This window comes from Chryseobacterium tongliaonense, from assembly GCF_041224435.1.
In the GTDB taxonomy this organism is placed as follows: domain Bacteria; phylum Bacteroidota; class Bacteroidia; order Flavobacteriales; family Weeksellaceae; genus Chryseobacterium; species Chryseobacterium tongliaoense.
Map to the genome: position 1 here is coordinate 292,550 of NZ_JBGFFD010000005.1, position 24,892 is coordinate 317,441.

Here is a 24,892-nt window from a genome sequence, read left to right on the forward strand (position 1 = left end):
GTAATATTTTTACTTTTTGATGAGAATATAATTGTTATTTTTTTCATCTCTTACAACAGCATAATTTTTATTCAATTGTAATGACCAACCGTTCCCCTCTATTAATTGATCATTTATTTTTGTAGGAATGCTGATTGACATTTTACTCCAGTCAGGGAACATTAAAGCGCCATTATTAACTTCAAGAATACCCCAATTGTCGGTTACTCTCATATTGGGATAAACAGTTCCTTTATCTTCGATCGGAAGAATATTACGCGGGTCAAAAGAGATATTCATTTTTTCAAAACCTATTTCAAAATGTGGTTGCTCAATAAATTTAGATTTATATTCTGCTATTTTTATTTTTATTTTTTCTTCTCTTGATTGTTCTTCCTGAATAATCAACTCTCCGTTATATGTTTTAAGAATTTTTTCAACACTGGCTTTTAAATCAGTGGGTATTTTAATGCTTAAATTTTCAATAAAAAAATCAGTAAGATTACTCTCAGCTGATATTTTTTGATTCCAATATTTATCCTTTCGGCTTAATAAATAACCATACATAGGGGTTGTGTTATAGGCAAAAGACCGAACATAGGTGGGATTTTTGATAAAAGTATTTACACTATTGATGAAATGCTGTTTTGTCTGCTCTTTATTTCTATTACTAATTATAAAACCTGTATATTCTGCAAGGCCTTCATTAAGTTCGAGCTGGTTTTCAATATCATTAGATCCCGGGAAAACAGCGTTTCTGTATTTTCTAAAAATAAAAGCATTGGTCAAATGTTTTTCCTGTTCTTTTTGTGTTTCAGAAAGAATTGCTTTTTTGAGAGCTTCCAATTCTAATCGTAAATATATTCTTCCGTCTTTTTGTTCCAAATGGTTACTTTCTTTGTTTTTTTGGGGAAATCCCAAAAAAGTCTGCACTGTATGGAAAAGTTCGTGCGCGAGTAAGTTAATTCTGTCATATCTATTTTTAGAAAGAGGAAGCATTATCATTGCCCAAGTTTTATCATTCCATCGAATTGAAGTATTTGCAATATTAATGCTGTCGGGTAATGTACCCACATAAATATCTTTTTGTAGTTTTAAACTATTCTTTATATCAGGTTCATTACTGTATAGCTGTCGGTTTCCGGGATTTACCAATAGAATTCCTCCATACAAATCCTTATTCCATAATTTAAATCCTTGTTTAGTTGCATATTTAACTTCTTTGAAATAACTGGAAATACTGTCTATATTTTCGACTTCAGGTTGTTGTCCAAATGTTATTGAAATATGGACTAAGCACATAATTATTGTAAATATTCCTTTCATAATTGCCTATATTTTACTTAGATGTCTGCAATAAAACCGGTTGCCTCTGATTTGTTAAATAATTGTTTAATATATATCCCAAAACTTTTACGTACTTTCAAGATTATTGTTGAAAGTTATGAATAGATTAAAAATGTATTTTTTACAAATTTAGTAATGAAAACCTTAAAGATATTTCAAAATATCAGAAAAACTTACTTTCCAACACAAAAAATGAGCGTTATTGATCAAAAATGGTTTATCACAATCAGTGGATATTAAGGGAAAAACAACTTTGTAATTGATAATAATTACATCTAAGCTACTAATTTTCTTAAAACAAAACTGGACAAACGATCTATTTTACAACAATTTGTAATTAAAACACGAAGTTGAGTTATACAATTATAACGGAATTAATTTCTTCCAGTTTTTGCAGAAAAATTAAAGGATGATAATTGATTATTCCAGAATTTAATTGATCAATTACCATTTTTCAATGATATCCGAACGGTGTTGCAGAAGTATTAAAAGCACCCTTAACATCGAAAGGGTGCCTTTAAAATTAATCTTACTTTTTAGGTGTGTTGTAAGGAGTAAAACGGTCCCACTCCCATGGTGTAAAAGTATCACCGATCAACTCTTCCAGTAATTCCTTAAATATACGTTCACCGTTTCCGCTATTACACATAATTACGATAGCGGTTTTCTTTTCAGGAAAGCTGATGGTGTAATTACGCCAGCAGTCATCATGCCCGCCTTTGAAAAATGCGGTTCCGTAAGGCGTTTTGATAACACCCCAGCCTAATCCATATGACAGATTTATTTTATCATCACGGCTTGTAGTTTCATCGAGCATAGTTGGGAATTCATATATGGAATGAATACGAATCTGTGGCTTTAGCATCTCTTGAAAAGTTTTACGCTTTAGTCCTTCGCGACGCAGGACATAAGAAATAAAGCGCGAAAAGTCACTGATAGTGGTAAGCATTGATCCGGCTCCCACGGCCTTTCGTGAAAGCACTTTGCCACCGGGATTCCCGGCTTCATCATAGCCAATTGCTGAATTGGCTTCAAACTCAGGCTGCCAAAGATAACTGGTTCTGTTCATTCCGGCAGGAACAAATAATTCTTCGCGAGCCATTGTTTCAAGATCTTTTCCCAGGTATACTTCTTCAATACGCTGCAACAGCTTGAACCCTTCCCCGGAGTAGGCATACCGGCTTCCGGGTTCAAAATATAAGCGGTTAACCAATGTGGTATCTCGTTCCCCGGTTTTAACATTCATCCACCAAACATTCGGTAATCCGGTCGTATGGCTCAGACACATTCTCGGGGTAATCTTCTTCCAGCGTGCATCTTTTTCGAGTTCATCATAGTTTCCGTATTCATGCAGCGGCTTTTTTAAATAGTGTACCAAAGGCTTATCCAGATCAATCAGGCCTTTCTGAACCAGCCGCATGTTGATATATGCGAAAACAGCCTTACTGAAAGAAGCAGCGTACATCACCGTGCTTGTATCCAGCGGGATATTTTTCTCTTTATCTTTGAAACCATAGGATTTTCGATAAGATACCTGATTATTATTTAGTACGGCAAGCTGCAGGCCCTCGACTTTTGCTGCCGACATCAGGCGGGTAACAGTACCGTCAATTTGTGAAGCAGATAGTGTAGATCCATCAAGCCGCTTTATCGTACTGGTTTGTCCTAAACCGGCTATGCCTATTAATGTACCAATCAATACCATAAGTGTTTTGGTAAAAGCTGGTTGTTTTCGTAAATTAAGTCTTTTCATATTCATAAATTTTAGAGATTTATACTTATTAGTTTTTATTTTTTGCTGCTATCATGATATGAGGACTGAAACATAGCAGTTCCCGATCCTGTTCAGTTAGTTTAATCAATTCCAGAAGCTTGTTTCTTTTGGTGGTTTCTGCCCAACTTTCAAAAAATTTTCCATCTAGCCATGCAATACCCTCAACAGGCAATAATTCGATCGGCTCAAGTCCGGCGATATCAAACTCAGCAATTAAGTCAGAAGGCCGGTGACAGAATCCTTTCGGAAGCATTAATGGATAATTTTCCGGTGGGAAGTGAGTACCGGACTGTAGTTCTGAAGTGCACATTTCGAAGAGCTCTGCATCATGGATAAGCCCACCTTGTAATACAGCTACTGCAGATGCTGAATGTGTAATGGCAAATCCTAAGAGAATGCCATCTTTTTTTAATATTCTTCTGGCTTCTTTAAGTGCAGCCAGGCGTTCTTCCAACAGTTGCAAATGATAGAGGGGCCCATGAAGAATAACCAGATCCTGGCTTAAATCAGGTAAAGGTAATTTACGGGCCTCCCCCTGTAAACATGTGAATCGGGAACCTCGTCCTGAGCGTTTTTTTGCCTGTTCGATGTGTTTTTTTACTGGATCAATTAATGTTACGCTATGCCCTATTCCGGCAAGCCACTCCGCATAATGCCCGGGACCTCCGCCAACATCTGCAATTTGGAAAGATTGATTAAGGTAACGGTTGATTAATATTTTATTCCGTTCAAATTCCAATGGACCTAAGCCAGTGGAAAGTCTGTTTTCTTCTTGCCTTTTGGTATAAAAGCTATCGATTGAAGGATCTATAAGATTCATATTGTTTCATTAAAATTAATACACAATTAGTTAACCGGTCTTTGAACAAGCCGGCAAAAATGGCGCAGAATGCGCCCGGTAATATTTAAGAAACAATTTTAATAGAGCAAATATACACAACTTCAATTAATTACAATAATTTTATGACAATGTGCTCTATTTTTCTAATGACTTCTCGTCTTCGGAAAGTTTTCTTGATTTTTCATAAAATTTGTGCAGTTCGTCCAGCTCATCTTCCGTTAAATCTTCTATATCCACAATTCGATTGCTGGCCTTTTCATGTGCAGCAATAAGCTCATTAAGCTTGATCTGTATAGCCTTTGAATCTTTATTCTGAGTTTTTTGGATCAGAAAAACCATAAGAAAGGTCACAACCGTGGTTCCGGTGTTGATTACCATCTGCCATACTTCCGAAAATTTGAAAAACGGTCCTGTAACTGCCCAAATAATCACTAATAAGCTTGCTCCGATAAATGCGCCAGGACTTCCCGCAAAGCATGTAGCCTGATCTGCAAACCTGTCAAAAAAATTCTTTTTCATAGTAATTCCGACATATTGTTAATAATTGATCTTTATTAATCGAATTTCGGAAATAAAAAAAACACAAAATATGATTTCAATCAACTTATCAGCAGTCTATCTATCGGGTTGATCTCAAATTATTTCTTGATCATGACTTCAAGGCCATTTATTTTTCCGGCGGGAGTAATTTTAAAATGGCTACCCAAGGGTAGCCATTTTAATTTATTCTTTCTATGATATTTCGATCATTCTCGGTGGTTTCTGCTTGGCATCCTCCTTCTTGGGAATGGTAAGCATGAGCAGACCGTTTTCATATTTCGCATTGATGTTATCCTGGTCCACAACATCCTTTGGAAGCTCAAAGCTCCGCTGGAAGGACTGATAACTGAACTCTCTCCGTGTGAAATTATCGTCTTTTCTCTCATTGCTTTCCTGCTTCATTGATGAAATGGTCAGCAGGTTACCATCCAACCTGATCTGAAAATCATTTTTGTCCATTCCGGGTGCTGCAACCTGCACTTCGTACGCATCTCCGTTCTCCTTTATATTTACGGATGGTACGGTTGTACTGGTGGATGAGTAATTGTTATTGCCCCAGTTAAAAAGTTCACGACCAAAAAAATCATCAAAGATGCTTGAAAAGCCCAAATTGCTGTTTCCGTTTCTTTTCATTAGATTATTCATAGTAATCTCCTTTTAAATAAGTTTAACAATTATTTAATAACACGTCAGCTGGCCAGCTGTACATAAAAATCAGCAAAAAAAATACCAGTTGAAATATTGTGATATTTTTTCCGGATTACTGTCAAAATTTCAAGGTTAGTGAAGAGAATTGTTTAGGTTCAGGTTCCATGTAAACAGACTGAAACAGACACTTATCCAATGCTTCTTATTCATGTGATATCCTGGCCTGATGCGATTTTAAAACCGCATTAAAAAATTTCATCATATTACTACAATTCTATGCAGTTTTAATGATTGATTAATTAAAAGAGTGCCTGAATTCCAACGGCGACATATTTGTTTTCTTTTTAAACAGCGTACTGAAAGACTGTGCATGCTCAAATCCCAGTTCATATGCAATTTCGCTGATGGAAAGTTCTGTTGTCGAAAGCTTCTCTTTTGCTTTACTGATAAGCTTCTCATGAATATGCTGCTGTGTATTTTGCCCGGTATGGATCCTCAAAAGATCACTTAAATAATTGGGAGAAAGATTCATTGCTTCTGCAATTTGATGAACGGTTAAAAGGCCATTTTCAGATTGTTTGTTGTCAAAATAATTATTTAAAAATGATTCAAACTTCGTTAAAAGCTGATGGCTGCCGCTTTTTCGGGTAATGAACTGCCTTTCATAGAAACGTTTAGAATAATTCAACAGCAATTCAATCTGTGATAAGATAATTTCCTGGGTATGATGGTCGATATGTTGGCACTCCTTATCTATTTTTTGCAGAATTTCAAGCAGATTATTTTCTTCGTCTTCAGATAAATGCAAAGCTTCATTCACGGCATATGAGAAAAATCCATAAGATGAAATGGTTTTCGCCAAAGGATGCTTCAGAAGAAAATCTTCATGAAAAATCAGCAAATAACCCGTATTCTGACAATCCATCGTCTTCAGATCCAGATACTGAACCTGATTGGGAGCCGTAAAGCTCAACACACCCTTGTCATAATCATAATGCTGTTGTCCGTATTTTATTTTTCCTTTTGCATTACGCTTCAGAGCGACACAATAATACTTGCTCACAAAACCTTTCCACATATCATCTTCAATGAAAACACTTTCAGAAAGATTGATCACGCTTACCATCGGATGCTTTGGTTCGGGAAGAGAAAGCAACTTGTGAAATGCCGAAATAGATTTTATCGTGTTCATAACTTTTAAATTTTTTTATTTTTTCGGGCATCCTAGGCATTCTGCTTTTTTGTCCCGCTTTACCTACAAAAAGAGCTTCGTTCAAGCCGGATTGCAACATATTGTGTTTCAGAGATAAACCTCATTGGCTTTTGAAACCAATGAGGTTGAATTTATTCCAATGAATTAAAATTACACATTAATAATCCAACAGTCCCATCCCGAATTCATCATAAGTTGCACCGGTATCTGTTCCCAAAGGTACAATACTTTCCAGTTTCTGAATTTCAGACTCATTCAACCGGATACTTGCCGCTTCAATATTCTGTTCAAGATATTTTCTGCGTTTCGTTCCCGGGATAGGAAGAATTCCTTTTCCGATAATCCATGCTAAAGCCAATTGAGATGAAGTCATGTTTTTTTCTTTGGCCATAGCTTCAATCGCTTCCACTAACTCGATGTTTTTATGAAAATGCTGTTCCTGAAAACGGGGGATTCCTCTTCGGAAATCATTTTCCGGCAAATCATCAATAGTTTTAATATTCCCTGACAAAAATCCTCTTCCCAAAGGTGAATACGCTACAAACCCGATTCCCAGTTCATTTAATGTTTTGATAACTCCTTTCTCTTCAACCGTTCTTTCAAAAAGAGAATATTCACTTTGTACTGCAGAAATCGGATGAACTGCATGTGCTTTTTTCACTGTCTCAGAAGACACTTCCGACAAGCCGATATAACCGATTTTCCCTTCTTTTATCAGATCACTCATTGCTCCGACAGTTTCCTCAACAGGTGTATTTTTATCAAGCCGGTGCATATAATAAAGGTCGATGTAATCTGTCTTTAGATTTTTCAGAGAACGTTCGACAGATTTTTTTACATAATCTTTTGATCCGTTGATTTTCCAGGTTACCTGTTCGTTGTCATCAATTTCCCAACCAAATTTTGTTGCAATAATATACTGGTCGCGATTACCTTCAATAGCTTTTGCAATCAGTTGTTCATTTTTAAAAGGACCGTATAAATCGGCAGTGTCCAGAAAATTTCCGCCCAATTCCAGAGAACGGTGAATGGTCGCAATAGCTTCTTTTTCATCGGTTTTCCCGTACATGTCTGCATCACCGAAACCCGTCATTCCCATACATCCCAAACCCATATTCGGAACCATTAATCCCTGACTTCCTAATTTGACCTGATTTAATTTCATATCGTTGATTTTTATTGATACAAAATTCAGCAGAAATTAAAAATTGAATGTATGCAAAACAATGATTGTCGTATGCAAATTACCGATTATAGGTTTTCATTGAGAATTGATAATCTGATGCCTGCTACTGAGCAAGTTTTGTTATGGAAAGCCCTCCATAATTCACAATATTGTTTGTGGTAGCATTACAACTGAAACGAACTCTTATTTGATCTCCTGCATTTAAAAAGCCTGTCCAGTATAATGTATTGCCATTGTCTACGATGGTACCTGCAAGATCAGCATAGGTGTGCTTGATCATTGTATTCCAATTTGTTCCTCCATCCGTACTTTTTTCGTAGTATGCCATGGTATGCCATGTAGGTGTTGCCGATCCGGTACTAACATGGCTATTAGAATTTTGCATAACTATTATATAAATGCCTCCCATATTGGCTGGTACCGTAAAAACATTATTAGTCCATGCATTATATATATCAAGACTTTCGTTTGTAAACTGACCAATAGCAGCATTAGGAATAAACTGACCTCCAACATTCTGTGTTCCGGATGCGTTTGCAATTACAAGCACTTTTGAACTTCCTGCATCTGAAGGAATACCTGCTACATATCCCAATACGCCATTGCCATCTGCTACAACGGTTCTGGTAGCCGTAAAAGTCTGATCTTGTGCAGCGGACAGATTACCGGAACTGTTTGTATTGATGGCATTGGTGCTTCCATTCAGAGGAAGTACTCTCAATCTAGTAATTCCATTGTTATCTAATTTTTCGGTAGGTGAGCCTATAGCTATACCCAGGTTTCCCGTTGGCGTGATACGGGCTCTTTCAGAACCTCCCAGCCCTGCCCCCATACTTGTAACAAAAGTAAGTGGTGTTGGGTTGGTAGTAGCATTGGTTCCTATCACCAGTGAGGTGCTATTACCAACAGCTAAAATTTGCGAAGCAGCATTCGTATCTGTATACATCCACAGCTGTGTGGATCCGTTGTTAGAAAGTCCGATTGAAGCTCTGTTCCCACTTCCCGAATCTTGCATTATACCAGTACCGACACTATTTGAGAATGTCGTTTTTTGTGTATTGGTAAATGTGAGTGAATTACCCGCCTGAGTAAGTGTACGTTGACTTAAAAGAGTACCATTGGCATTGTAGATATTTGTATCAACACCTGAACCAGGTACCCACCTGGTCCCGTTAAAGTAATAATATCCTGTGGTGATGACATCAATTGTCTGACCTGCAGGAGCTGTATCTGCTGAGGTAACATACACCAAAGCACCTGTTTGTGCTGTGGTATAGGTTTTAGCCCTTAGCTGATCACCCGTAAGTCTGGGAGCAGTGATACCGTCCAGTGAGCTTGTGTCAGTTGCTTTTCCTACAACATCCAGAGTAGACCGCGGAGTGTCTGTATTGATTCCTATTTGTGAGAATAAGGTTACAGAACTAAATAAAGCTCCAAATAATAAATAGTTTTTCATAATAATTCGTTTTAAATTGATAATTTTTTTTCTTTTTCAGACTGCCTTTTGGTTTCCTTGTTTCAACACCGGAAACGTGTAGATACTTCAACTTGCTACTCTTCCTGAAATCACCATTCTTACTGCGGTCTGCCTTGATCTGTTTATGATGAATCTCTTCAAGTCTGACAGTCGCATTTTATTATATCAAAGTTGTCAAATTAATAAAACCAAAATCTTCCCATTATAAAGCAGGGAAGATTGGGCACCATCCATGTATTTCAGAATCTATAGGGAATTCTTTTGAAAAATTTCAACCATGATATACGATCAGTTAATTGAAGAATGTGGCAATATTATTACTATAAGAAAAGGAATACAAGATTTGCATCGGTATAATTCCTGAATTATACCGATAGAAATACGCCTACAAAACACTGATAATTAAATAATTAAAATAAAATCATATCCATCCGGTAATTTTTTCGCATAGATGCAAGTAGGTATTCATACATTTGTGAAACTTATTTCTGCAATAAAATATTTACTGCAAAAAGCACTAATTTAATTCCAACTAAAGGCGAATGAGATCTCATAATTCTATTTTTTTATTTTTTGTTCTGCATCTGTTTATTTTAGGAAAAAGTCAGAAAGTATCTGAAGAACAACTGAAAAATGAACTGCACCGAATACAAAGCGAAACAGATAATACGGGTGTAGTAAACAATACTATCCAAGAGTTAGAAAAAAGCTACAAAACGGCAAAGGAAAATAAATATGGTATTGCTTTTCTAATCGGTGTAGAACTAATGCGAACTTATTCAACATTAGATAATGCTGAAAAAGCTATTGAAGTTTCTTCAGATTTAGAAAAATATATTAATGAAAGTTCGCCTCCGCAAGAAGTATCAAATATGTACAAGATGAGAGCTGGCTCATTTGGAGATCTTGGCTTTTTGGAAGATTCTCATAAAGCCTATCAAACATCAAAAATATATTTGAAGAAAATTAAGAATAATGATATTCGTCATTATTATAGCAGCCTATTTTATTCTAACTATTCCAGTTATTTTGATCAAAGTAAAAAACAATCCGACTCTGTTCGTTTATGTCTTTTAACCGGATTAAATGAAGCTGAAAAAATTTCTGATAAAGATTCTAAAATATCATCAAAACAAAAATATGATTTAATTACCTCTATACAGGCAAATCTTACACTTTATTATTTATGGATCATGCAGCCCAGCGATCCTAAAAAAGCAGAAAAATACATTTTAAAATCACTGGAGATTGCTGAAAGCAGAAAAATAAGTCCTCTTAATGAAATGAATTTATACAGAATAGCAGGAGATTTTTATTTTGATCAAAAGGATAATGATAAAGCTATCCGGTATGCTTTGAAAGGCTTAAATTTAGAAAAAAAGATATCCTCTCCTTACGGCAGAGAGAACTTTTATGAGGTTTTAACGGAAGCATATTTAGCACAAAACAATACTGTAGAAGGAAAAAGATACAGTCAGCTTCTAATAAAATTAAAAGACAGTATAAAAATTGCAGAAAAACATTCGGTAAATAAAGTTGCAAGCAAAATTAAAAAAGAAAAAGATGAAGAAAAAAATAGTACCCTTAAAGTCTACCTTTATATTTTCTTAATTATAATAATGTTCATAGGTGGTGGAGTTTGGTATTTTTGGAAAAATAAGAATAAAATTCTGCAGCAAAAATTTCAGGAACTCATAATGAAAATAAAACATGAAACTGAAATACAAAATTCTAAAGAAGAAAAAGATGAAGAAAAGACAATTAAAGCTCCAAAAACAATTGCCGAAGAAACCATCAATCAATTATTAAATAGAATATCTAAATTTGAAAAAACAGAAAAATATCTTAAAAGTGATTTTACAATCGGCAGGCTCGCAAGTCACCTTAATACTAATACAAAATACCTTTCTGAGATTATTAAAAATTACAAAAACCAAAACTTCAACTCTTACATCAATAGTCTTAGAATTAAATATATTACGAAAAAGCTTTACGAAAATGCTATTTACAGAGAATATAAAATTAGCTATTTAGCGGAAATATGTGGGTATACAAGTCCTCGGGTTTTTCTGAATGCCTTTAAAAAAGAAACAGGTTTAACGCCTTCGGGTTTTATTGAAAACCTTAAGAAAGAAAAAAACATATGAAACTCTACCTGCAGGATGTACCTTGTTTGTCTTATAATGGCATGGGTTGTAATTTGCTTTTCGTAATCGCCAACTTCAGCGTTGTTCGGACTTAAAGGTCTAAAAATGCTATTTTTTTCACTTCCCAACAATTACTTTTCGGTGTTCAGTTCCCCAATCAGCCAGAGTATCGATGATTTTTTTTAAAGTCAAACCGTATTCTGTCAGTTGATATTGCACCATTACGGGTTGCGTGTCGATAACTATCCGTTTTATGAGTTGGTTCATTTCCAGTTCTTTCAGTTCTTTACTGAGCATTTTATTGGAAATACCTTTCACATCGTTCAAAATATCAGAAAAACGCCGTTTGTTGTAATAGCAAACCGATGAAATTATTGAGATTTTCCATTTGCCATTCAACACGTCCATTGCATCATGAACAGCCATAATTTGTTTTCTGTTTGTGTCGTTATCCGAGCATTTAATGTCCTTCATAAGTTACTTCGTTACTCAAAAGTTACTGTTTCTTTTTGTTACAAAGTTACTAAAAGAAATTTATTCGTTTTAAATTTGTATCGTTAAAAGAAATCGATTTCAAAAACAAATAAATTTAAAGTCCGGACTAAAAATAAATTTTCAATCATTTAAAATTTAAAAAATGAATTTCACAAATAAAAATGTAGTGATTACAGGCGGAAGTGCTGGAATTGGGTTTGCAACCGCTAAAACATTTATTGGAAAAGGAGCAGATGTTTTGATAACAGGAAGAAATACTGATAGTTTGCATACGGCATCTGCGGAAATCAATAGCCCAAAATTAAAAACCTTAGCTTCTGATATTTCTAAAATGGCAGACATTGCAATATTGGAAAAAGAAGTTGCAGAAACCGGAAAAAAAGTTGATGTACTTGTTTTGAACGCAGGAATTGCAAAACAATATTTAATAGAAGAAACAACCGAAGAAGTGTTTGATGATTTGTTCAACATCAACGTGAAAGGGCTATTCTTTACTTTACAAAAACTAATTCCGCATTTAGCAGAAGGAGCATCTGTTATTCTTATTTCATCCGGAGTTTCAATTAGCGGATATGCACAAATGGGAGCTTATGCAGCAACAAAAAGTGCAGTTGATGCAATTGCACGCACAGCAGCAACAGAATTGGCAGACAGGAAAATTCGGGTAAATACCGTAGCTCCCGGATTAACTGATACACCGATGAATCAACAAACGCCGGAAGATATTAAAAATGCTATCGCAGCAGCGGTTCCTCTGCAACGAATCGGAGAAGCCGAAGAAATAGCAAACGCTATTGTTTTCCTGGCTTCAAGCGAAGCTTCTTATATTTCAGGTTCATACCTGTCGGTTGATGGAGGTGTTACTATTCGCAGATAATTTTTTATGGCTATGATATACTTAGCGGTACCGGTCAAGTATATCATAGCCTAAAATTTAATGAAATCAGCATGCTAGTTTTAGCATTACCTTTTTATTCTTCCCATGTTGTATTCAGGATTATTTTTATTACTTTCCGATACAAAAAGTAAAAATTACTGATAAACAGATATTTATACTTTCTGAGGGACAATGGGGTAACAGAATCCCACAAACTAATAATATTTATTACAAAGGTAGTGATATTCTAAAAATAACTCAATAATAATTGAAAAGACATTTCAAATCGATCTCAATGTCAGTAAGATCATTTCAGTAAACAATGATATCACCAAAGGATTTCCCGCTGGTTCTATAAATTATACCATCTTGAATAAATCTGGTGATTAGTGATGAATTCCTTAAATTTATAGGAAGTATTGCCATTTCATTTTCAAAAATCCAATAATCTGAATCCCTCCAATTACTCGGATGTATTTTGGTAATCATTGCTGCACTTACCCGCGTATTCAGACCTTTGTCATTTCTACCTGTAAAAAATCCGTCATGCTCCCGAAATTCCTGAAATGCATTTTGGTTGGTAATTAATTCAGGTACGATACATGTTGAACCCATCAAACAATCCATTACATCATCCTTATCTAGAGCCAACATATCAACTGCATTTATTGCAATAACATACGGTTTATCGAGTATACCGTATCGTCCAGACTTTACCTTTAAAGCTTTCCTTAAACTTTCCACGTTGTTTAATATCGTTCTGGTCGCAGATCTTGATGAAAAATACTTTAGATTAGGTCAAATAGACATTATGGCAGGTGTAAATAGTTATGTTTTTGAAATTGATAGGAACTTCTCCACGTATTATGATTATGAGACTGCAAAAATAATCGCATTAAACTGGCTACACATATATTTATCATCAAAAAAAATGAAAATACAACCCAAAGATGAATATTTCTTTAAAATGAATGGCGATTCGGAAATTTCATGGACTGAGTCAAAAAATGCACTTATTGAGCTGATTTATGCACTTCATACTTCTAACAGTATTTCTAACGGAAGAGCAGGATTAAGTAATATATCTAATATGTTTGAAGATATTTTTAAAGTAAACTTAGGAGATATACATCATGCTTTTTATCAAATGAAGTTTAGAGCTGGTACAAGGACCCGTTATTTACATTTTTTAATAAATTCACTTGAAAGATATATGGACAATGATCTGTAAATTATAAATATGGTTATGACTTTAAATTAATTTTTAAATTCGTTATAAAAGCTAATTTTATATTTTATAAAATTCAAAAAGATGAAGCAGATATAGAGAAAGCTTCTCTAATAATTTCAATTAAAGGTCGAAGCTTTTGATGAATAATTTTCTAATGCTATAATTTTCTATACAATAAATTATTAAATATTTTTTACCAAATTACAAAAAAACAATAGAAATTCACACGTTATGGAAATAGATCTTATGGGAATTCTGGGGCGATATCGATGAACATGGCTTTCAGGTTCTGCATCAGCTACGATCATACCATCCGCATACCCAAAGCGTCATGATGGACCGGAGACTTTTGAAACTTTTCAAAATTATGCAGTAAGTGGCGCAAGAAATAATCCCAAAATCTAAACCTCTTGAGGAAAGAGGAAAACGATCTTTTCCAGTATTTAAAGACTCTGGAAAAAAACAGGCTGGAACAGGAGAAAATTCCGCAGATGTATGTAGATAAATGTTTGAAGAATAGGATCGAATCATGAACTGGTTGCATAAAACTATATCAGTAACTTTATTTAGAGCCAGTATTGCTTAATAACAGTAGAGTTGATGGAGTATCTCTAATTTTTGATGGGTATGTAAGTATCCTTTTTTCTGATAATTTTTCCAAGCCAGCCTTACTACAGCACCCATTTACAGTTTCATCAATATCTTTTAACACTGTTTTATCGGACAATAATGGATAAAAATATATAATATGCCTTAATACCCCAAACTATAATAAAAAGTCGAACAATTATTCAGACTTTAATCAAAATCTAACTTAATTATTAATGACGCTTCCCTGGCAACGAAATCTATTATTTTGTATAAAAAATAGTGACTCTACTTGTAAAATTCTAGACATTTTACAAGTAGAGAATTCAGGTAGAAACCAATAAATTATTTGCTGAAAGGCTACTAACGATTTCCTTTATTTATAAAATTATATGATTTATTGTAGCTGTGATTTAAGAGCTTTTTAGCAAATACTATTAAAAGAGAAGGATGTATTTTAATGAAGTTAATATTTGCTATGTCTTTAAATATTTTTTTGTAAATTCCCAAGCATTCATTTTTATATCTTTGTAGTGAAAATACTGCAAAATGAAAAAGAAAATTGTGCTTATCCAAGATGATAAACATGTCCTTGAAGTAATGGATGAAATTTTGGAAGACGAGGGTTTTGATGTTATACCTTCATTGACTACTGAACCAATCCAAACAATTGACAAGATCGATCCTGATTTGGTTATAATAGATGATAACATAAAAGGCAGTAAAAAGGGATCAAAAGTAATTAAAGAATTAAAAGATGATCCTCAAACCGAAGATTTATCTGCTGTTTTGACTTCTACATCTTATGATTTGCCTAAAACAGCCGAAGCATGTAAAGCTGATGACTTTATTGAAAAACCGTTTGATATTGATCATATGATTAATGTAGTTAAGAAAAATTCTTGAGAAAAATCAATACAGAATTTGATTACTGGTTATATTTAGGTGATTTTGCCTGACTATTGTAAGTTGTTGATTTTCAGTTGTTTAAGCATATCATTTTCCTCTTATGTTTTTGGAATCGGAGACAGAGATAGTGGCTATTTAAAAACCAGGAATGGAGTTATCAGAGCTAGTGCGAATTACCGAAAATGGTGAAGTAATGGAGATATTATTTTCCATGGGAAGATTGTATAAAGAGAAAAAGAAAGGCGGAAAAGAATGCAACTTTACTTCTTCGGGAAAGTATGCAGTTCTTACATCGGCATTTATATCAGATGATTGGAAAAATAAGCAAAAAATCTTTGATTTAAGTAATAAAACAGCTACTTGAGATCAACTTACCAAAAGACCTTTTGAATCAGCGCATAATTGATCATAATAATAACAGTTTTTTATTTAGTTGACAATTACAAAAACCTTCTCTTTGCTAATACGCAAAATATAATAATATGCCGTTTAGCCTAAAATTGGCTTTAATATATTTTAAAATTTGAATTATTGGCAATTTGCATTAAATTTTTCACCAAAGAAAAACACAATTAAAATCCTTTTCGCACCCGGGTCAATGTTTCGCGAGTGATGCCAAGGTATGAGGCAATTTGTCTAGTGGGAAATCTTTCAACAAGCTGAGGATACAAAAGTGAAAAGATTTTATAGCGTTTTTGTGCACTGAGATGTATCGCGTGATCCCTGCGCCGTTGTGCGGCAATATGATGGTTCTGATTAATACGCCAGAACATTTCCTTAAAAGCGGGAATCGCAAGGATTGTCTCGAATTTATCTCTCGGTACCGCAAAGAGCTCAGTATTTTCATGAGCCTCAATAAAAAAATCGGAAGGTTTCAAACTCATATAGCTCTTCATGTCGACTGCCCACCAGTCTTCAATAAACAACTGATGGATACGATCAATACCGTTTTCATGTATACTGAACATACGCAATGCACCCTTGACTACAAATCCGGCATATTCACTGACCTGGCCTTCTTTAAGAAAATAGTGTTTCTTTTTTATCTTAATCGGCACCATTAAACCCTCTATTTCCAACTTTTCTTCATTGGAGAGCTTGCTTATGCTATGGCGTTCAATATAATCAAAAACTTTCTTATACATAGTTTCATTACTTTAAACAAATTTAAAGTGGACTTTTTATTGTCTTTAAAAGCTCGACTATCTTTTTACTGATCTCAACTGCAACAGGACGATGTCCAGCCTCAAGGGACACGATTGATATGGAGGCATTCAATTGGGGAATATAAACAAGGTCTGTTCCTAGTCCTCCTCCGTGGTTGTACCCTAAAAGCCCCGCATACTTGATTTTGCGGATTCCAAGGCAATAATTTACCTCTAAATTAGGAGGAACATCTTGTGTCATTAAAGCGAGTACTTCTTTATTTTTAATAATCTTTCCATTGAACAGTTGCTGAAAATAAGTTGACATTTCTCTTACATTGGTAATTATGCCACCACCACCATATAAATCCCACGATGGATCAAGATTATAAGTATCCCATCCAAATTCATCCCAATATTGGTGGGCTTGTTCAAGAGTATTTTTTGTTTCTTTTTCAAACTTGGCAAAGCGTGTAATCAGCAGTCCATTATTTTTGTAGTTGAGCAGCTTTCTGATCGAAAGATAATAGGGACGATGGGTAATATTTTCAATTATTTCGGTTAGAAGTACATAGTTGATATCTGCATATTTAAAACCTTCACCCGGCTGTGCAAGCGGTTTTCCAAGCCTTGTAGCCCTCGCGATCTGTTCGTTCCTTGTCCAAGCGTATTTTGGGTGCTCACCAATAAATTTGAAATATTCGGCATCAACATAATCCCTGATGCCTGAAGTGTGTGAAAGTAGATTCTTTATCGTTATACGGGATGTATTATAACCTGCCTGGGTAAGTTCTGTTTCTGATCGCTGGCTCAGATAATCTTTGATGGGTTGCCTGATGTCAAGTTTTTCTTTTTCAACAAGTCTTAATATGGAGGCCGCCACATAGGGCTTAGTTGTACTTGCTATCAGTACAGGTTGTTCTGTGGAGAGTTTATGTTTAGTATCTCTGTTTTCATAGCCCACAGCATAGCCAAAAGATAACTTTTGGTCCGGCGCTTCAACATAAACTGCAAAACCAACAGCTTTTGGATTAGCAGCATAGGTGGAATCAACAATATTTTTTATTTTTTGCTGGATATCCTGTGCGCACAAATTTGAGGCTGCTAGTAAGATGAGAAATATGACCTGAAGATTTTTAATGTTTTTCATTGTATTGTATAATTTTTTATGGTCAGAATACAAATTAAGAATTACCTTCAACCAGCTTTAGTGGTTCCTCTTTCAATTTATTATAAATCATTTCAAGTGAGTTATTAGATAGATTGCATAGATTAAAGATATTTGATAAAATATCTTTTAACTGTTCAAAACTTGTAATTCTGCCTGACTCCTTTTTACCATAATTCCAGCGGATATTAAACTCATTGTTAAATAAAGAATATCTACCCAGCTCGTCAACTTTACTAATGATTAAAAATCTTTTAAAAACGGAGTGCAAGTATGTAGCAGTATACCAATTTGCCATTTCAAGATCAGAATGATAAACTTCTTCAAGAGAGAATCTATAAATAGGCAGCCATTCACCCTTCAATACCTCCAGTTGATAGAAGCCCCTAAGAGGTACTATTCGAAAGATCCCGTTAGGTGTTTGTTGCGCCTCGGTGATATTTAGTTGCATAGGAGCGGTCAATGTCATCGATCCAAAACCAACATCAATTAAAAATGGGTTTCCCTCTACGTTCGCAGTCAGCAGCATATGCGTACGGGGTGTTTCCTGATTGTTTTGATTATTCCATAAAACTCGGGCTAAATGAATTTTGGGCTTAATTCCTATTTCTTGTAAAACCGCTAGAAATAAGAGGTTTTGTTCATAGCAATATCCCCCTCTTTTGTTTTCCAACACTTTTAAACTAATTACATTTAAGTCTAAGGAGGGTACAGTATCGGTAAATGAATCTATATTCTCGAATGTAATCTGATAAGGATGATGCAGGTGCAACATCTTTAACTTGTCCATTGTCGTCATGTTCTTGTTTAACGACGGGCCTATTCTGTTTAAATACTTTTCTATTTCAAAATCGTTCATACAACCATTTTTCTTTAAATTAAGTCAATTTAACTTACCTCTTTATTTTTCGGTTTTTCTTGTGGTCCAAGAAGTTGATAAAGTTTTTTCAATAGGAGACATCAAACGCATGCATAAACTGATATCGTCATCAGAGATAGCGCCGAAGCACTGCTGATTGAATTCGCTCATCCGAACCTGTACTTCCTTAAATACCTTTTTCCCTTTTGTAGATAATGAAATTCTTTTGGAACGCTTATCGGTTTCATTATTATTTTCGATTATCCATCCATTCTTTTTTAAACGATCAATGATTAGCAAACCTGACGAGAGCTCAATATAATTAGCAGTAATAACATCAGTTTTTCTTGGGTTTCCCAACATAGCTATGGAATGTAGAAAGGGGAAATCTTCAAAACTATTAATATTATATTCCTTGAGTATGGCCAAAGACAAGTTCATGTGTATTTTTGCAATCCGCCCAACAAGTTTTGAAAATTTACTATAAAGGTCTTGTGGGTCCAGTTTGTCTTGAGTCGTATAACCGTTATTCCCTTCCCGGTCTTTAATTAAAATATACCGGCAAAAATCAACCATTTCCCCATCAGGGTGAACTTCCTCGAATTTCGCCCAATCATTTACTAATTTAACAACCTTATTCATATTTACATCATTAATGATGCAAATATATAATATTTATATCACATATGCCTATTTTAAATTTGTTTTGTTATAATTTTCATTATATAACATCATACATGATATAAATAAAACTTACGAAAATTACACTAACAGGCTCAATAGACCACATTAGTTAGCCGCTCACCCTGTTTTAATTGCCCCGGGCACTAGGTGACTCTCATCACAGCAATGCCGAGAGAATTAAAAAACATTATAGATTTAGGTGCGATTGCTGCCATCGGTTCTGTAAACGACGTTGATCCCCTTACCTCTAAATTTACCGGGGCTGACGCAGTTTATACAATGATTCCTCCAGCTGCCTCTTTATTAGCTACTCTTCCAGGGATGCTGTTCGATTTCATCTGCCTATTTTGTACATTTCCTTTGCTGTTGGTGAGGCTTTATTTTACTTCTCTCCAGTAGTCTAAAATCAGCAGACTATGCTTCATTATCAATAGTGATAACCGGATTTGTTTCATTGATCACCTTTTCAAGAAAAGGACGGTGCTCGTTCCCCCAGCTATCCATCATATCAATAATGGGTAGTAAAGACTCTCCCAATTCTGTCAATGAATATTCTACTTTAGGCGGTACTTGCTCAAAAATCTTCTTTTTGATAATACCATGAAGTTCCAGCTCCTTAAGCTGCCTGCTCAAAACTCTTTTTGTAAGTGCCGGAAAAGCTTTTTCTATTTGCGAAGGCCTTTTTATACTGGAAGTTATTGCATAGATCAACGACATTTTCCATTTTCCACCTAGGATTTCCTTGGTAAGATGTAATCCACATTCTGTTGGCACAGGTATTTTTCGTTCGTAATTCATAATCACAAATTTAAGAATTAACACATAACCCTTGATAGGGACAAATTTATCCCTAATACATACATTCCTCAAAATCTTTTTTTATTGCTTAATGTTATGATTGTATATATCAAACAGGATTACCCCAATCCTCCATCTACGTTGATAATGGCACCCGTAACATAGGACGCTTCTTCACTAACCAAAAATGCCACCACATTGCCAATCTCATCCGGGGTACCCAAACGTTTTAAAGGAATAGGCTGAGACATTTTTTGAACGACCTCCCTATCTTTTGGTACCAAATCAGTTTGGATCAATCCTGGCTGAACAATATTTACCGTTATATTGCGGTTGGCCAAATCGCGTGCCCATGCTCTTGTATATGCAGCCAACGCAGCTTTCCCGGCAGCATAATCTCCAACTCCACCACTTCCAACTCGATCTGCAGCGCCGGAACCAATTAATACGATACGGCCACCCTCAGATATGTCACCGGTAAAAGCATCCATATTCCTGACCATCGAAAGTACATTGACCTCCCACATTCTGTCAAGAACAGCGGAATCTTTCTGTAGCTCACCTAAAGTTCCTGTCTCGAAAACTCCTGCATTATTGACAATAGCATCTATCTTTCCGAAAGACTTTACAAGATGATCACGAATACCTTTCATCGCATTTTGATCTGTGGCATCCGCTTGTAAAGAATAGGCTTTCCTACCGTTTGCCGAAACAAGTGTCTCTAGTTCTTCGGCAGCCACCTTTCCTTTTGTATAGGTAAAATAAACCACAAACCCCTTGGCCGCTAACCGCCAGACTATTCCCGCTCCAATACCACGGCTTCCTCCGATCACCAGGACTATTTTTTCATTATTTTCCATCTTATCTTATTTTATTTTAACTGATACAAAGGGTAATCCGTATAACCTTTTTCTCCTCCCGTGTAATAGGTATCGGCATCTGCCTCGGCCAATGTCCAGTCATTTTTGAAACGGCCAACAAGATCAGGATTGGCTATGAATGCTGTACCAAATGATACCAGGTCCGCTTTTCTTGTCTGCAAGATCTCGTTTGCAGTATATTTATTGAAGCCTAGGTTCGCTATGAGTGTCCCATTATAGTACAGTCTGAAAAATCCGAAATAATCATCCTTGATTTCTGCTAAAGGAGTATCGGAAAGATCAACTGAAGGACCCACAATATGAAGGTAAGCAAGTCCAAATCTGTTCAACCTTGTCAACAGATACTTGTAATCCTCGAGTGTATCGGCATCAGGGCGAATAATCCCGGGATTGTAAGCAGAGGGTGTGAATTTTACTCCAACCCTGTCCGCTCCCATTATGGTTATCACTGCTTCCAAAATTTCAAACAGTATCCTAGACCGGTTCTCTATACCTCCGCCATACTCGTCATTTCTATGATTGGTAGCTCTGCTGAGGAACTGAGGGATCAGGGTAAAAAGTTGTGCATGAATTTCGATACCATCAAACCCTGCTGATAAGGCGTTTTCAGCTGCTATCTTATAGCTGTCAATAATCCTGGCTATATTATTTTTGGATAATTCCTCAGGTGTTTCCGTATCTTTAAATCCGTGAGGTGTAAAGGATTTTTCCTGTGGATTGATTGCAGATGGGCCCTTAGGCAGCCTTCCGTCAAAGAAATCAGCATGTGATACTGATCCGCTATGTGCCAACTGTAGAAAAATTTTCCCACCGTTCAAATGTACCGCTTCGGTCACCTTTTTCCATCCGTCTATTTGCTCCTGTGTGTAAATACCGGGGATATTAATAAAGCCCATTGCATCTTGACTTACCCATGCACTTTCTGTAAGTATCAGGCCGGCGGAAGCTCTCTGGGCATAATATTCCGCATGAAGTTCTGTAGGCGCCAATTGTGCATTCGTAGTTCTACCGCGTGTCAATGATGACATTACAATGCGGTTTGCCAAAGAAAAATCTTCCTTATCCAAAGGTGTAAACAAATCTATTGCTTTCATTTTATGAATTTTAAGATGCAAAATTGCATGCTATATATCCATTATGCAATAAGAGACTTTATTAACCTATATAGTCTTTTTTGTCCCTATCATTTACGTTATTAAAAACATACCGCTCAGACACTTTTTATCGTATGCAGGTATTATAATATTGTTTTTGCTACACCAATACGGCTCCTCCGTCAATGACTATTGATTGTCCTGTAGTATATTCCTGTTTCATAAGGTATACAAATGCATCTGCTATATCCGTTGGCTGGCCAACTCTTTTCAGCAAAAGGGTTTTTTCCAGATGACTGAAGAAGTTTTCTTTATCCTCTTTGTTCAAATTACCCCATAGGTTTGTATCTATAATACCTGCGGCAATGTTGTTGATTCGGATGGGAGCAAGCTCAACGGCCATCGCCCGTGTAAAGGCATCCATTGCCCCGCAGATCGTCGCGCCCAAGCTATATCCCGCAGCAGGACGCTGTCCGAAATTACCGCTCATCAGATTGATACTTCCACCTTCATTAATATAGGGGCGACCATATTTAATGGCTGCAAAGGCACCCCAGAACCGGATAGTGAAGAAATCTTTGGATTTTTCTATCTCCGTATCTTCCACCATGCTCATGGAAATGTTTTCTCCAGCGGTGTAGACCAGGTGATCAAAGTTGCCGATATTGTTGAAAAAAGACTTTATATTTTCTTCTTTATCCAGACTCACAGCAAATCCTTTACTGTTGTCGGGTAAGGTTGCTAGTGCCTTATCGATGCGCTGCTGATTGCTTGAAACAATGATTACTTCAGCACCGTCAGCTGCTGCTGCCTGCGCTGTTGCCAATCCAAGCCCAGAGCTGCCGCCAAGAATAATTACCCTTTTGTTTTCTAATGTTTTCATCTTGAAATTTTTTTATGTTAAAATTATATCCTCCGGAAATTTATCCGGCTATACTAATAGTTTGCTTGTCCGATAAGCAACTGGTCAAACTTTCCGTCTGCACCCATCCTGAATTTGAAGTAGGTTTTAAAATCGCCCCAGGTATCACTATGGAATTTCCCATAAATATCCATACCACTGTTTTCAACCTTATCTATTGAGGTAAAACGCTCTTTTCCGATTGCTTCTGTTGAAAATTTAATAATATCCCTGGGATGGCCATCGTCTAAAAGTGTGGCATTGTTACTAAAATGTGAAAGCCATTTTGCACTGTCACCTTTCTGCCAGTCTTCGATGGCAGCAAGGACTTTCTGGTTGTTAATCTTATTGTATTCCATCTTATTGATTGTTTTGTGGTTATGATTACCAATCTGCCCACATGCATTAATACTACACAGCAGCAGGAACGGCAATAAAGACCTGAAGATTTTCATTTGCCCTATTGATTTGCTCCACCATTGACCAATAGGTGCTGGCCGTTAACGAATGAGGATAGGCCGCCTGCAAAAAATTCTGCTGCATTGGCAACATCTTCCACCTCTGCAAGCCTGCCCATCGGACAGCTGTCCAGTAGTGATTTCCTCAGGTCCGGGTAACTGCCTTCTTCTGCAAAAATACCCGAGTGGTCCACGGCGAATGGTATAATCGAATTGACAGTTACCCCGCGGTGTCCGATCTCTTTTGATAATACGTCAACCAAATATCTAGGGGTTGTTTTACTTCCCCCATATACCGCCATTCCCGGTACAGGAAACGCTGTAGTACTGGACGCAATGTAGATAATACGCCCATTATCTTCGACATGTAATGCAGCCTGCTGCATGGTGAAATAAGCCCCCTTGGTATTGATTGAAAACAGACGGTCAAACTGTTCTTCCGTAAATTGCGTTACAGGCGTTTCCACCATTTCTATCCCAGCATTTGCCACCGCAATATCAATTTTACCAAACACTTTTTTAGCTTCTTCAAAGAGACGTTTGATATCTGCAACTTTACTGACGTCAGCCTGGATCGAGATCACTTTTACTCCCATAGCTCTGATATTGCTTTCTACCTGAGCAGTGGACGATTTATCTTTTGAGTAATTCAGTACGATGTTTGCGCCTAATGCGGCATAACGCTCTGCAATGGCTTTACCCAAGCCTCTTCCGGAGCCTGTAATCAAGGCTACTTTATTTTCTAACGTATTCATTTTTTTAGATTTGATTTATTCATATGTTTAGGCTATTCCGCCATTTGCACCAATGTTCTGTCCTGAGATCCATTTTGCCTGGTCAGATGCAAGAAATGCAACGACCTCAGCTATATCCTCCGGGGTTCCCAGACGACCAAATGCATTGGATGAACCAAGCTGTTTGATCTGTTCTTCTGATTTTCCATTAAGGAATAAATCAGTTCCTGTGGGACCGGGCAGTACGCAGTTGACATTAATACCCCTTGCACCAATTTCCTTAGCAAATATGCGGCTCATCTGTTCTACAGCAGCTTTAGTGGCTGCATATACTCCATAGGTCGGAAATAAAGTTCGGGTCACCGTTGAAGAAAGGTTAATTATACTTCCATTATCAGAAAGTTTGGTTGCTGCCTGTTGAAGAGAGTAGAAGACACCTTTCACATTAATATCCAGCTGTTTTTCCAACTGTTCTTCTGAAAGGTCCTTGATCAGTGCGTTGAGCATCACCCCAGCGTTGTTTATCCATATATCTACTTTTCCAAAATGCGCAATGCTTTCATCAAATAGACGTATAACTTCTTCTTTGCGGCTCACATCGGCTTTGATAGCAATGGCCTGCCCACCGCTTGAAGTAATGCGGTATACAGTCTCATCTGCTGCGGCCTGGTTGCCGCTGTAATTGACGATTACGCTGGCACCTTCCTGTGCCAATCTTAGTGCAATGGCAGCTCCGATTCCTTTTGATGAACCAGTTATTACTGCCACTTTTTCTGCTAAATTTTTCATTTTATTTTTTTTTGTTTGATCAAACCTTCCTGCTCCCTTTTAGTAGGATTAATGGCAGTCCAGTTTTTTGTTGGTAAGATTTCTATTTCCTTAAGTCAAAGGTACAATCGGCAGTGCGCTGCCTTGTTA

The 24,892-nt window shown here is 36.3% G+C and carries 27 protein-coding genes; 6 read left to right on the forward strand and 21 right to left on the reverse strand.

Features of this window, described 5'->3' with window-relative positions; translation table 11 throughout:
• Positions 1 to 9 precede the first annotated feature (9 nt).
• The 8 genes from AB8P06_RS13015 to AB8P06_RS13050 form a co-directional block, all read right to left on the reverse strand.
• Positions 10 to 1,305: a hypothetical protein gene (locus tag AB8P06_RS13015; RefSeq protein WP_369842361.1), complete on the reverse strand. Its 1,296-nt coding sequence runs from the start codon at positions 1,303 to 1,305 to the stop codon at positions 10 to 12.
• Between the two features lie 550 nt (positions 1,306 to 1,855).
• Positions 1,856 to 3,079, reverse strand: a complete 1,224-nt coding sequence (locus tag AB8P06_RS13020) for a serine hydrolase domain-containing protein (protein WP_369842363.1) — start codon at positions 3,077 to 3,079, stop codon at positions 1,856 to 1,858.
• A gap of 28 nt (positions 3,080 to 3,107) precedes the next feature.
• A complete protein-coding gene (locus AB8P06_RS13025; protein ID WP_369842364.1) occupies positions 3,108 to 3,920 on the reverse strand; it encodes a class I SAM-dependent methyltransferase in 813 nt (270 codons plus the stop codon).
• Between the two features lie 156 nt (positions 3,921 to 4,076).
• Positions 4,077 to 4,460, reverse strand: a complete 384-nt coding sequence (locus AB8P06_RS13030; protein WP_369842366.1) for a low affinity iron permease family protein — start codon at positions 4,458 to 4,460, stop codon at positions 4,077 to 4,079.
• Between the two features lie 213 nt (positions 4,461 to 4,673).
• The gene (locus tag AB8P06_RS13035) at positions 4,674 to 5,126 is read right to left on the reverse strand and encodes an Hsp20/alpha crystallin family protein (protein WP_369842368.1); all 453 of its coding nucleotides are present in this window, start codon (positions 5,124 to 5,126) and stop codon (positions 4,674 to 4,676) included.
• 298 nt (positions 5,127 to 5,424) lie between these two features.
• Positions 5,425 to 6,321, reverse strand: a complete 897-nt coding sequence (locus AB8P06_RS13040) for a helix-turn-helix domain-containing protein (RefSeq protein WP_369842370.1) — start codon at positions 6,319 to 6,321, stop codon at positions 5,425 to 5,427.
• 178 nt (positions 6,322 to 6,499) lie between these two features.
• On the reverse strand, positions 6,500 to 7,507 hold the full coding sequence (locus tag AB8P06_RS13045) for an aldo/keto reductase (protein WP_369842371.1): 1,008 nt from the start codon (positions 7,505 to 7,507) through the stop codon (positions 6,500 to 6,502).
• 124 nt (positions 7,508 to 7,631) lie between these two features.
• On the reverse strand, positions 7,632 to 8,984 hold the full coding sequence (locus tag AB8P06_RS13050; RefSeq protein WP_369842373.1) for a phage tail-like protein: 1,353 nt from the start codon (positions 8,982 to 8,984) through the stop codon (positions 7,632 to 7,634).
• Between the two features lie 563 nt (positions 8,985 to 9,547).
• Between AB8P06_RS13050 and AB8P06_RS13055 the strand changes: the two genes are divergently transcribed.
• The gene (locus tag AB8P06_RS13055) at positions 9,548 to 11,152 is read left to right on the forward strand and encodes a helix-turn-helix domain-containing protein (protein ID WP_369842375.1); all 1,605 of its coding nucleotides are present in this window, start codon (positions 9,548 to 9,550) and stop codon (positions 11,150 to 11,152) included.
• A 117-nt stretch (positions 11,153 to 11,269) separates the two neighbouring features.
• Here the strand turns inward: AB8P06_RS13055 and AB8P06_RS13060 are convergent, their stop codons facing one another.
• Positions 11,270 to 11,626: a winged helix-turn-helix transcriptional regulator gene (locus tag AB8P06_RS13060; protein ID WP_369842376.1), complete on the reverse strand. Its 357-nt coding sequence runs from the start codon at positions 11,624 to 11,626 to the stop codon at positions 11,270 to 11,272.
• 163 nt (positions 11,627 to 11,789) lie between these two features.
• Between AB8P06_RS13060 and AB8P06_RS13065 the strand changes: the two genes are divergently transcribed.
• Entirely contained in the window at positions 11,790 to 12,524 is a 735-nt protein-coding gene (locus AB8P06_RS13065; RefSeq protein WP_369842377.1) for an SDR family NAD(P)-dependent oxidoreductase, read from the forward strand.
• A gap of 312 nt (positions 12,525 to 12,836) precedes the next feature.
• On the opposite strand, the gene AB8P06_RS13070 is transcribed toward AB8P06_RS13065, so the two are convergent.
• Complete coding sequence (locus AB8P06_RS13070; RefSeq protein ID WP_369842378.1) at positions 12,837 to 13,268, reverse strand: hypothetical protein; 432 nt, start codon at positions 13,266 to 13,268, stop codon at positions 12,837 to 12,839.
• Between the two features lies 1 nt (position 13,269).
• Here AB8P06_RS13070 and AB8P06_RS13075 point away from each other — a divergent pair, with 1 nt between their 5' ends.
• The 4 genes from AB8P06_RS13075 (at position 13,270) to AB8P06_RS13090 (ending at position 15,616) form a co-directional block, all read left to right on the forward strand.
• A complete protein-coding gene (locus AB8P06_RS13075; RefSeq protein WP_369842380.1) occupies positions 13,270 to 13,755 on the forward strand; it encodes an RteC domain-containing protein in 486 nt (161 codons plus the stop codon).
• Between the two features lie 265 nt (positions 13,756 to 14,020).
• On the forward strand, positions 14,021 to 14,131 hold the full coding sequence (locus AB8P06_RS13080; protein WP_369842418.1) for a Wadjet anti-phage system protein JetD domain-containing protein: 111 nt from the start codon (positions 14,021 to 14,023) through the stop codon (positions 14,129 to 14,131).
• Positions 14,132 to 14,892: 761 nt separating this feature from the next.
• Positions 14,893 to 15,249 carry a response regulator gene (locus AB8P06_RS13085; RefSeq protein ID WP_369842382.1) on the forward strand — a complete coding sequence of 119 codons (357 nt, stop codon included), beginning with the start codon at positions 14,893 to 14,895 and terminating at the stop codon, positions 15,247 to 15,249.
• 151 nt (positions 15,250 to 15,400) lie between these two features.
• Positions 15,401 to 15,616: a hypothetical protein gene (locus AB8P06_RS13090; protein WP_369842383.1), complete on the forward strand. Its 216-nt coding sequence runs from the start codon at positions 15,401 to 15,403 to the stop codon at positions 15,614 to 15,616.
• Between the two features lie 208 nt (positions 15,617 to 15,824).
• On the opposite strand, the gene AB8P06_RS13095 is transcribed toward AB8P06_RS13090, so the two are convergent.
• From AB8P06_RS13095 to AB8P06_RS13145, 11 genes are all read right to left on the reverse strand, one after another.
• Positions 15,825 to 16,397: a Crp/Fnr family transcriptional regulator gene (locus AB8P06_RS13095; protein ID WP_369842385.1), complete on the reverse strand. Its 573-nt coding sequence runs from the start codon at positions 16,395 to 16,397 to the stop codon at positions 15,825 to 15,827.
• Between the two features lie 22 nt (positions 16,398 to 16,419).
• Positions 16,420 to 17,547, reverse strand: coding sequence for a serine hydrolase domain-containing protein (locus AB8P06_RS13100; protein WP_369842387.1), 1,128 nt, complete (start codon positions 17,545 to 17,547; stop codon positions 16,420 to 16,422).
• Between the two features lie 34 nt (positions 17,548 to 17,581).
• Positions 17,582 to 18,424, reverse strand: a complete 843-nt coding sequence (locus AB8P06_RS13105; protein WP_369842388.1) for an arylamine N-acetyltransferase family protein — start codon at positions 18,422 to 18,424, stop codon at positions 17,582 to 17,584.
• A gap of 42 nt (positions 18,425 to 18,466) precedes the next feature.
• Entirely contained in the window at positions 18,467 to 19,066 is a 600-nt protein-coding gene (locus AB8P06_RS13110) for a MarR family winged helix-turn-helix transcriptional regulator (protein ID WP_369842390.1), read from the reverse strand.
• 456 nt (positions 19,067 to 19,522) lie between these two features.
• Complete coding sequence (locus tag AB8P06_RS13115; protein WP_369842392.1) at positions 19,523 to 19,906, reverse strand: winged helix-turn-helix transcriptional regulator; 384 nt, start codon at positions 19,904 to 19,906, stop codon at positions 19,523 to 19,525.
• A gap of 119 nt (positions 19,907 to 20,025) precedes the next feature.
• Positions 20,026 to 20,766, reverse strand: coding sequence for an SDR family NAD(P)-dependent oxidoreductase (locus AB8P06_RS13120; protein ID WP_369842393.1), 741 nt, complete (start codon positions 20,764 to 20,766; stop codon positions 20,026 to 20,028).
• Between the two features lie 11 nt (positions 20,767 to 20,777).
• Entirely contained in the window at positions 20,778 to 21,881 is a 1,104-nt protein-coding gene (locus AB8P06_RS13125) for an alkene reductase (RefSeq protein WP_369842395.1), read from the reverse strand.
• 160 nt (positions 21,882 to 22,041) lie between these two features.
• Positions 22,042 to 22,764, reverse strand: a complete 723-nt coding sequence (locus AB8P06_RS13130; RefSeq protein ID WP_369842396.1) for an SDR family oxidoreductase — start codon at positions 22,762 to 22,764, stop codon at positions 22,042 to 22,044.
• A gap of 53 nt (positions 22,765 to 22,817) precedes the next feature.
• Complete coding sequence (locus tag AB8P06_RS13135) at positions 22,818 to 23,237, reverse strand: hypothetical protein (protein ID WP_369842398.1); 420 nt, start codon at positions 23,235 to 23,237, stop codon at positions 22,818 to 22,820.
• Between the two features lie 5 nt (positions 23,238 to 23,242).
• On the reverse strand, positions 23,243 to 23,995 hold the full coding sequence (locus tag AB8P06_RS13140; protein ID WP_369842399.1) for an SDR family oxidoreductase: 753 nt from the start codon (positions 23,993 to 23,995) through the stop codon (positions 23,243 to 23,245).
• Between the two features lie 27 nt (positions 23,996 to 24,022).
• On the reverse strand, positions 24,023 to 24,742 hold the full coding sequence (locus AB8P06_RS13145) for an SDR family oxidoreductase (protein WP_369842401.1): 720 nt from the start codon (positions 24,740 to 24,742) through the stop codon (positions 24,023 to 24,025).
• Positions 24,743 to 24,892 lie beyond the last annotated feature (150 nt).

Bases quoted from the DNA above. Each gene is read 5' to 3' on its own strand.
- AB8P06_RS13115 (WP_369842392.1), bottom strand. From the start codon at position 19,906: ATGAATTACGAACGAAAAATACCTGTGCCAACAGAATGTGGATTACAT.
- AB8P06_RS13030 (WP_369842366.1), bottom strand. From the start codon at position 4,460: ATGAAAAAGAATTTTTTTGACAGGTTTGCAGATCAGGCTACATGCTTT.
- AB8P06_RS13035 (WP_369842368.1), bottom strand. From the start codon at position 5,126: ATGAATAATCTAATGAAAAGAAACGGAAACAGCAATTTGGGCTTTTCA.
- AB8P06_RS13025 (WP_369842364.1), bottom strand. From the start codon at position 3,920: ATGAATCTTATAGATCCTTCAATCGATAGCTTTTATACCAAAAGGCAA.
- AB8P06_RS13020 (WP_369842363.1), bottom strand. From the start codon at position 3,079: ATGAAAAGACTTAATTTACGAAAACAACCAGCTTTTACCAAAACACTT.
- AB8P06_RS13120 (WP_369842393.1), bottom strand. From the start codon at position 20,766: ATGGAAAATAATGAAAAAATAGTCCTGGTGATCGGAGGAAGCCGTGGT.
- AB8P06_RS13015 (WP_369842361.1), bottom strand. From the start codon at position 1,305: ATGAAAGGAATATTTACAATAATTATGTGCTTAGTCCATATTTCAATA.
- AB8P06_RS13100 (WP_369842387.1), bottom strand. From the start codon at position 17,547: ATGAAAAACATTAAAAATCTTCAGGTCATATTTCTCATCTTACTAGCA.
- AB8P06_RS13085 (WP_369842382.1), top strand. From the start codon at position 14,893: ATGAAAAAGAAAATTGTGCTTATCCAAGATGATAAACATGTCCTTGAA.
- AB8P06_RS13065 (WP_369842377.1), top strand. From the start codon at position 11,790: ATGAATTTCACAAATAAAAATGTAGTGATTACAGGCGGAAGTGCTGGA.
- AB8P06_RS13055 (WP_369842375.1), top strand. From the start codon at position 9,548: ATGAGATCTCATAATTCTATTTTTTTATTTTTTGTTCTGCATCTGTTT.
- AB8P06_RS13125 (WP_369842395.1), bottom strand. From the start codon at position 21,881: ATGAAAGCAATAGATTTGTTTACACCTTTGGATAAGGAAGATTTTTCT.
- AB8P06_RS13095 (WP_369842385.1), bottom strand. From the start codon at position 16,397: ATGTATAAGAAAGTTTTTGATTATATTGAACGCCATAGCATAAGCAAG.
- AB8P06_RS13040 (WP_369842370.1), bottom strand. From the start codon at position 6,321: ATGAACACGATAAAATCTATTTCGGCATTTCACAAGTTGCTTTCTCTT.
- AB8P06_RS13050 (WP_369842373.1), bottom strand. From the start codon at position 8,984: ATGAAAAACTATTTATTATTTGGAGCTTTATTTAGTTCTGTAACCTTA.
- AB8P06_RS13045 (WP_369842371.1), bottom strand. From the start codon at position 7,507: ATGAAATTAAATCAGGTCAAATTAGGAAGTCAGGGATTAATGGTTCCG.
- AB8P06_RS13110 (WP_369842390.1), bottom strand. From the start codon at position 19,066: ATGAATAAGGTTGTTAAATTAGTAAATGATTGGGCGAAATTCGAGGAA.
- AB8P06_RS13090 (WP_369842383.1), top strand. From the start codon at position 15,401: ATGGAGTTATCAGAGCTAGTGCGAATTACCGAAAATGGTGAAGTAATG.
- AB8P06_RS13135 (WP_369842398.1), bottom strand. From the start codon at position 23,237: ATGAAAATCTTCAGGTCTTTATTGCCGTTCCTGCTGCTGTGTAGTATT.
- AB8P06_RS13130 (WP_369842396.1), bottom strand. From the start codon at position 22,764: ATGAAAACATTAGAAAACAAAAGGGTAATTATTCTTGGCGGCAGCTCT.
- AB8P06_RS13060 (WP_369842376.1), bottom strand. From the start codon at position 11,626: ATGAAGGACATTAAATGCTCGGATAACGACACAAACAGAAAACAAATT.
- AB8P06_RS13140 (WP_369842399.1), bottom strand. From the start codon at position 23,995: ATGAATACGTTAGAAAATAAAGTAGCCTTGATTACAGGCTCCGGAAGA.
- AB8P06_RS13105 (WP_369842388.1), bottom strand. From the start codon at position 18,424: ATGAACGATTTTGAAATAGAAAAGTATTTAAACAGAATAGGCCCGTCG.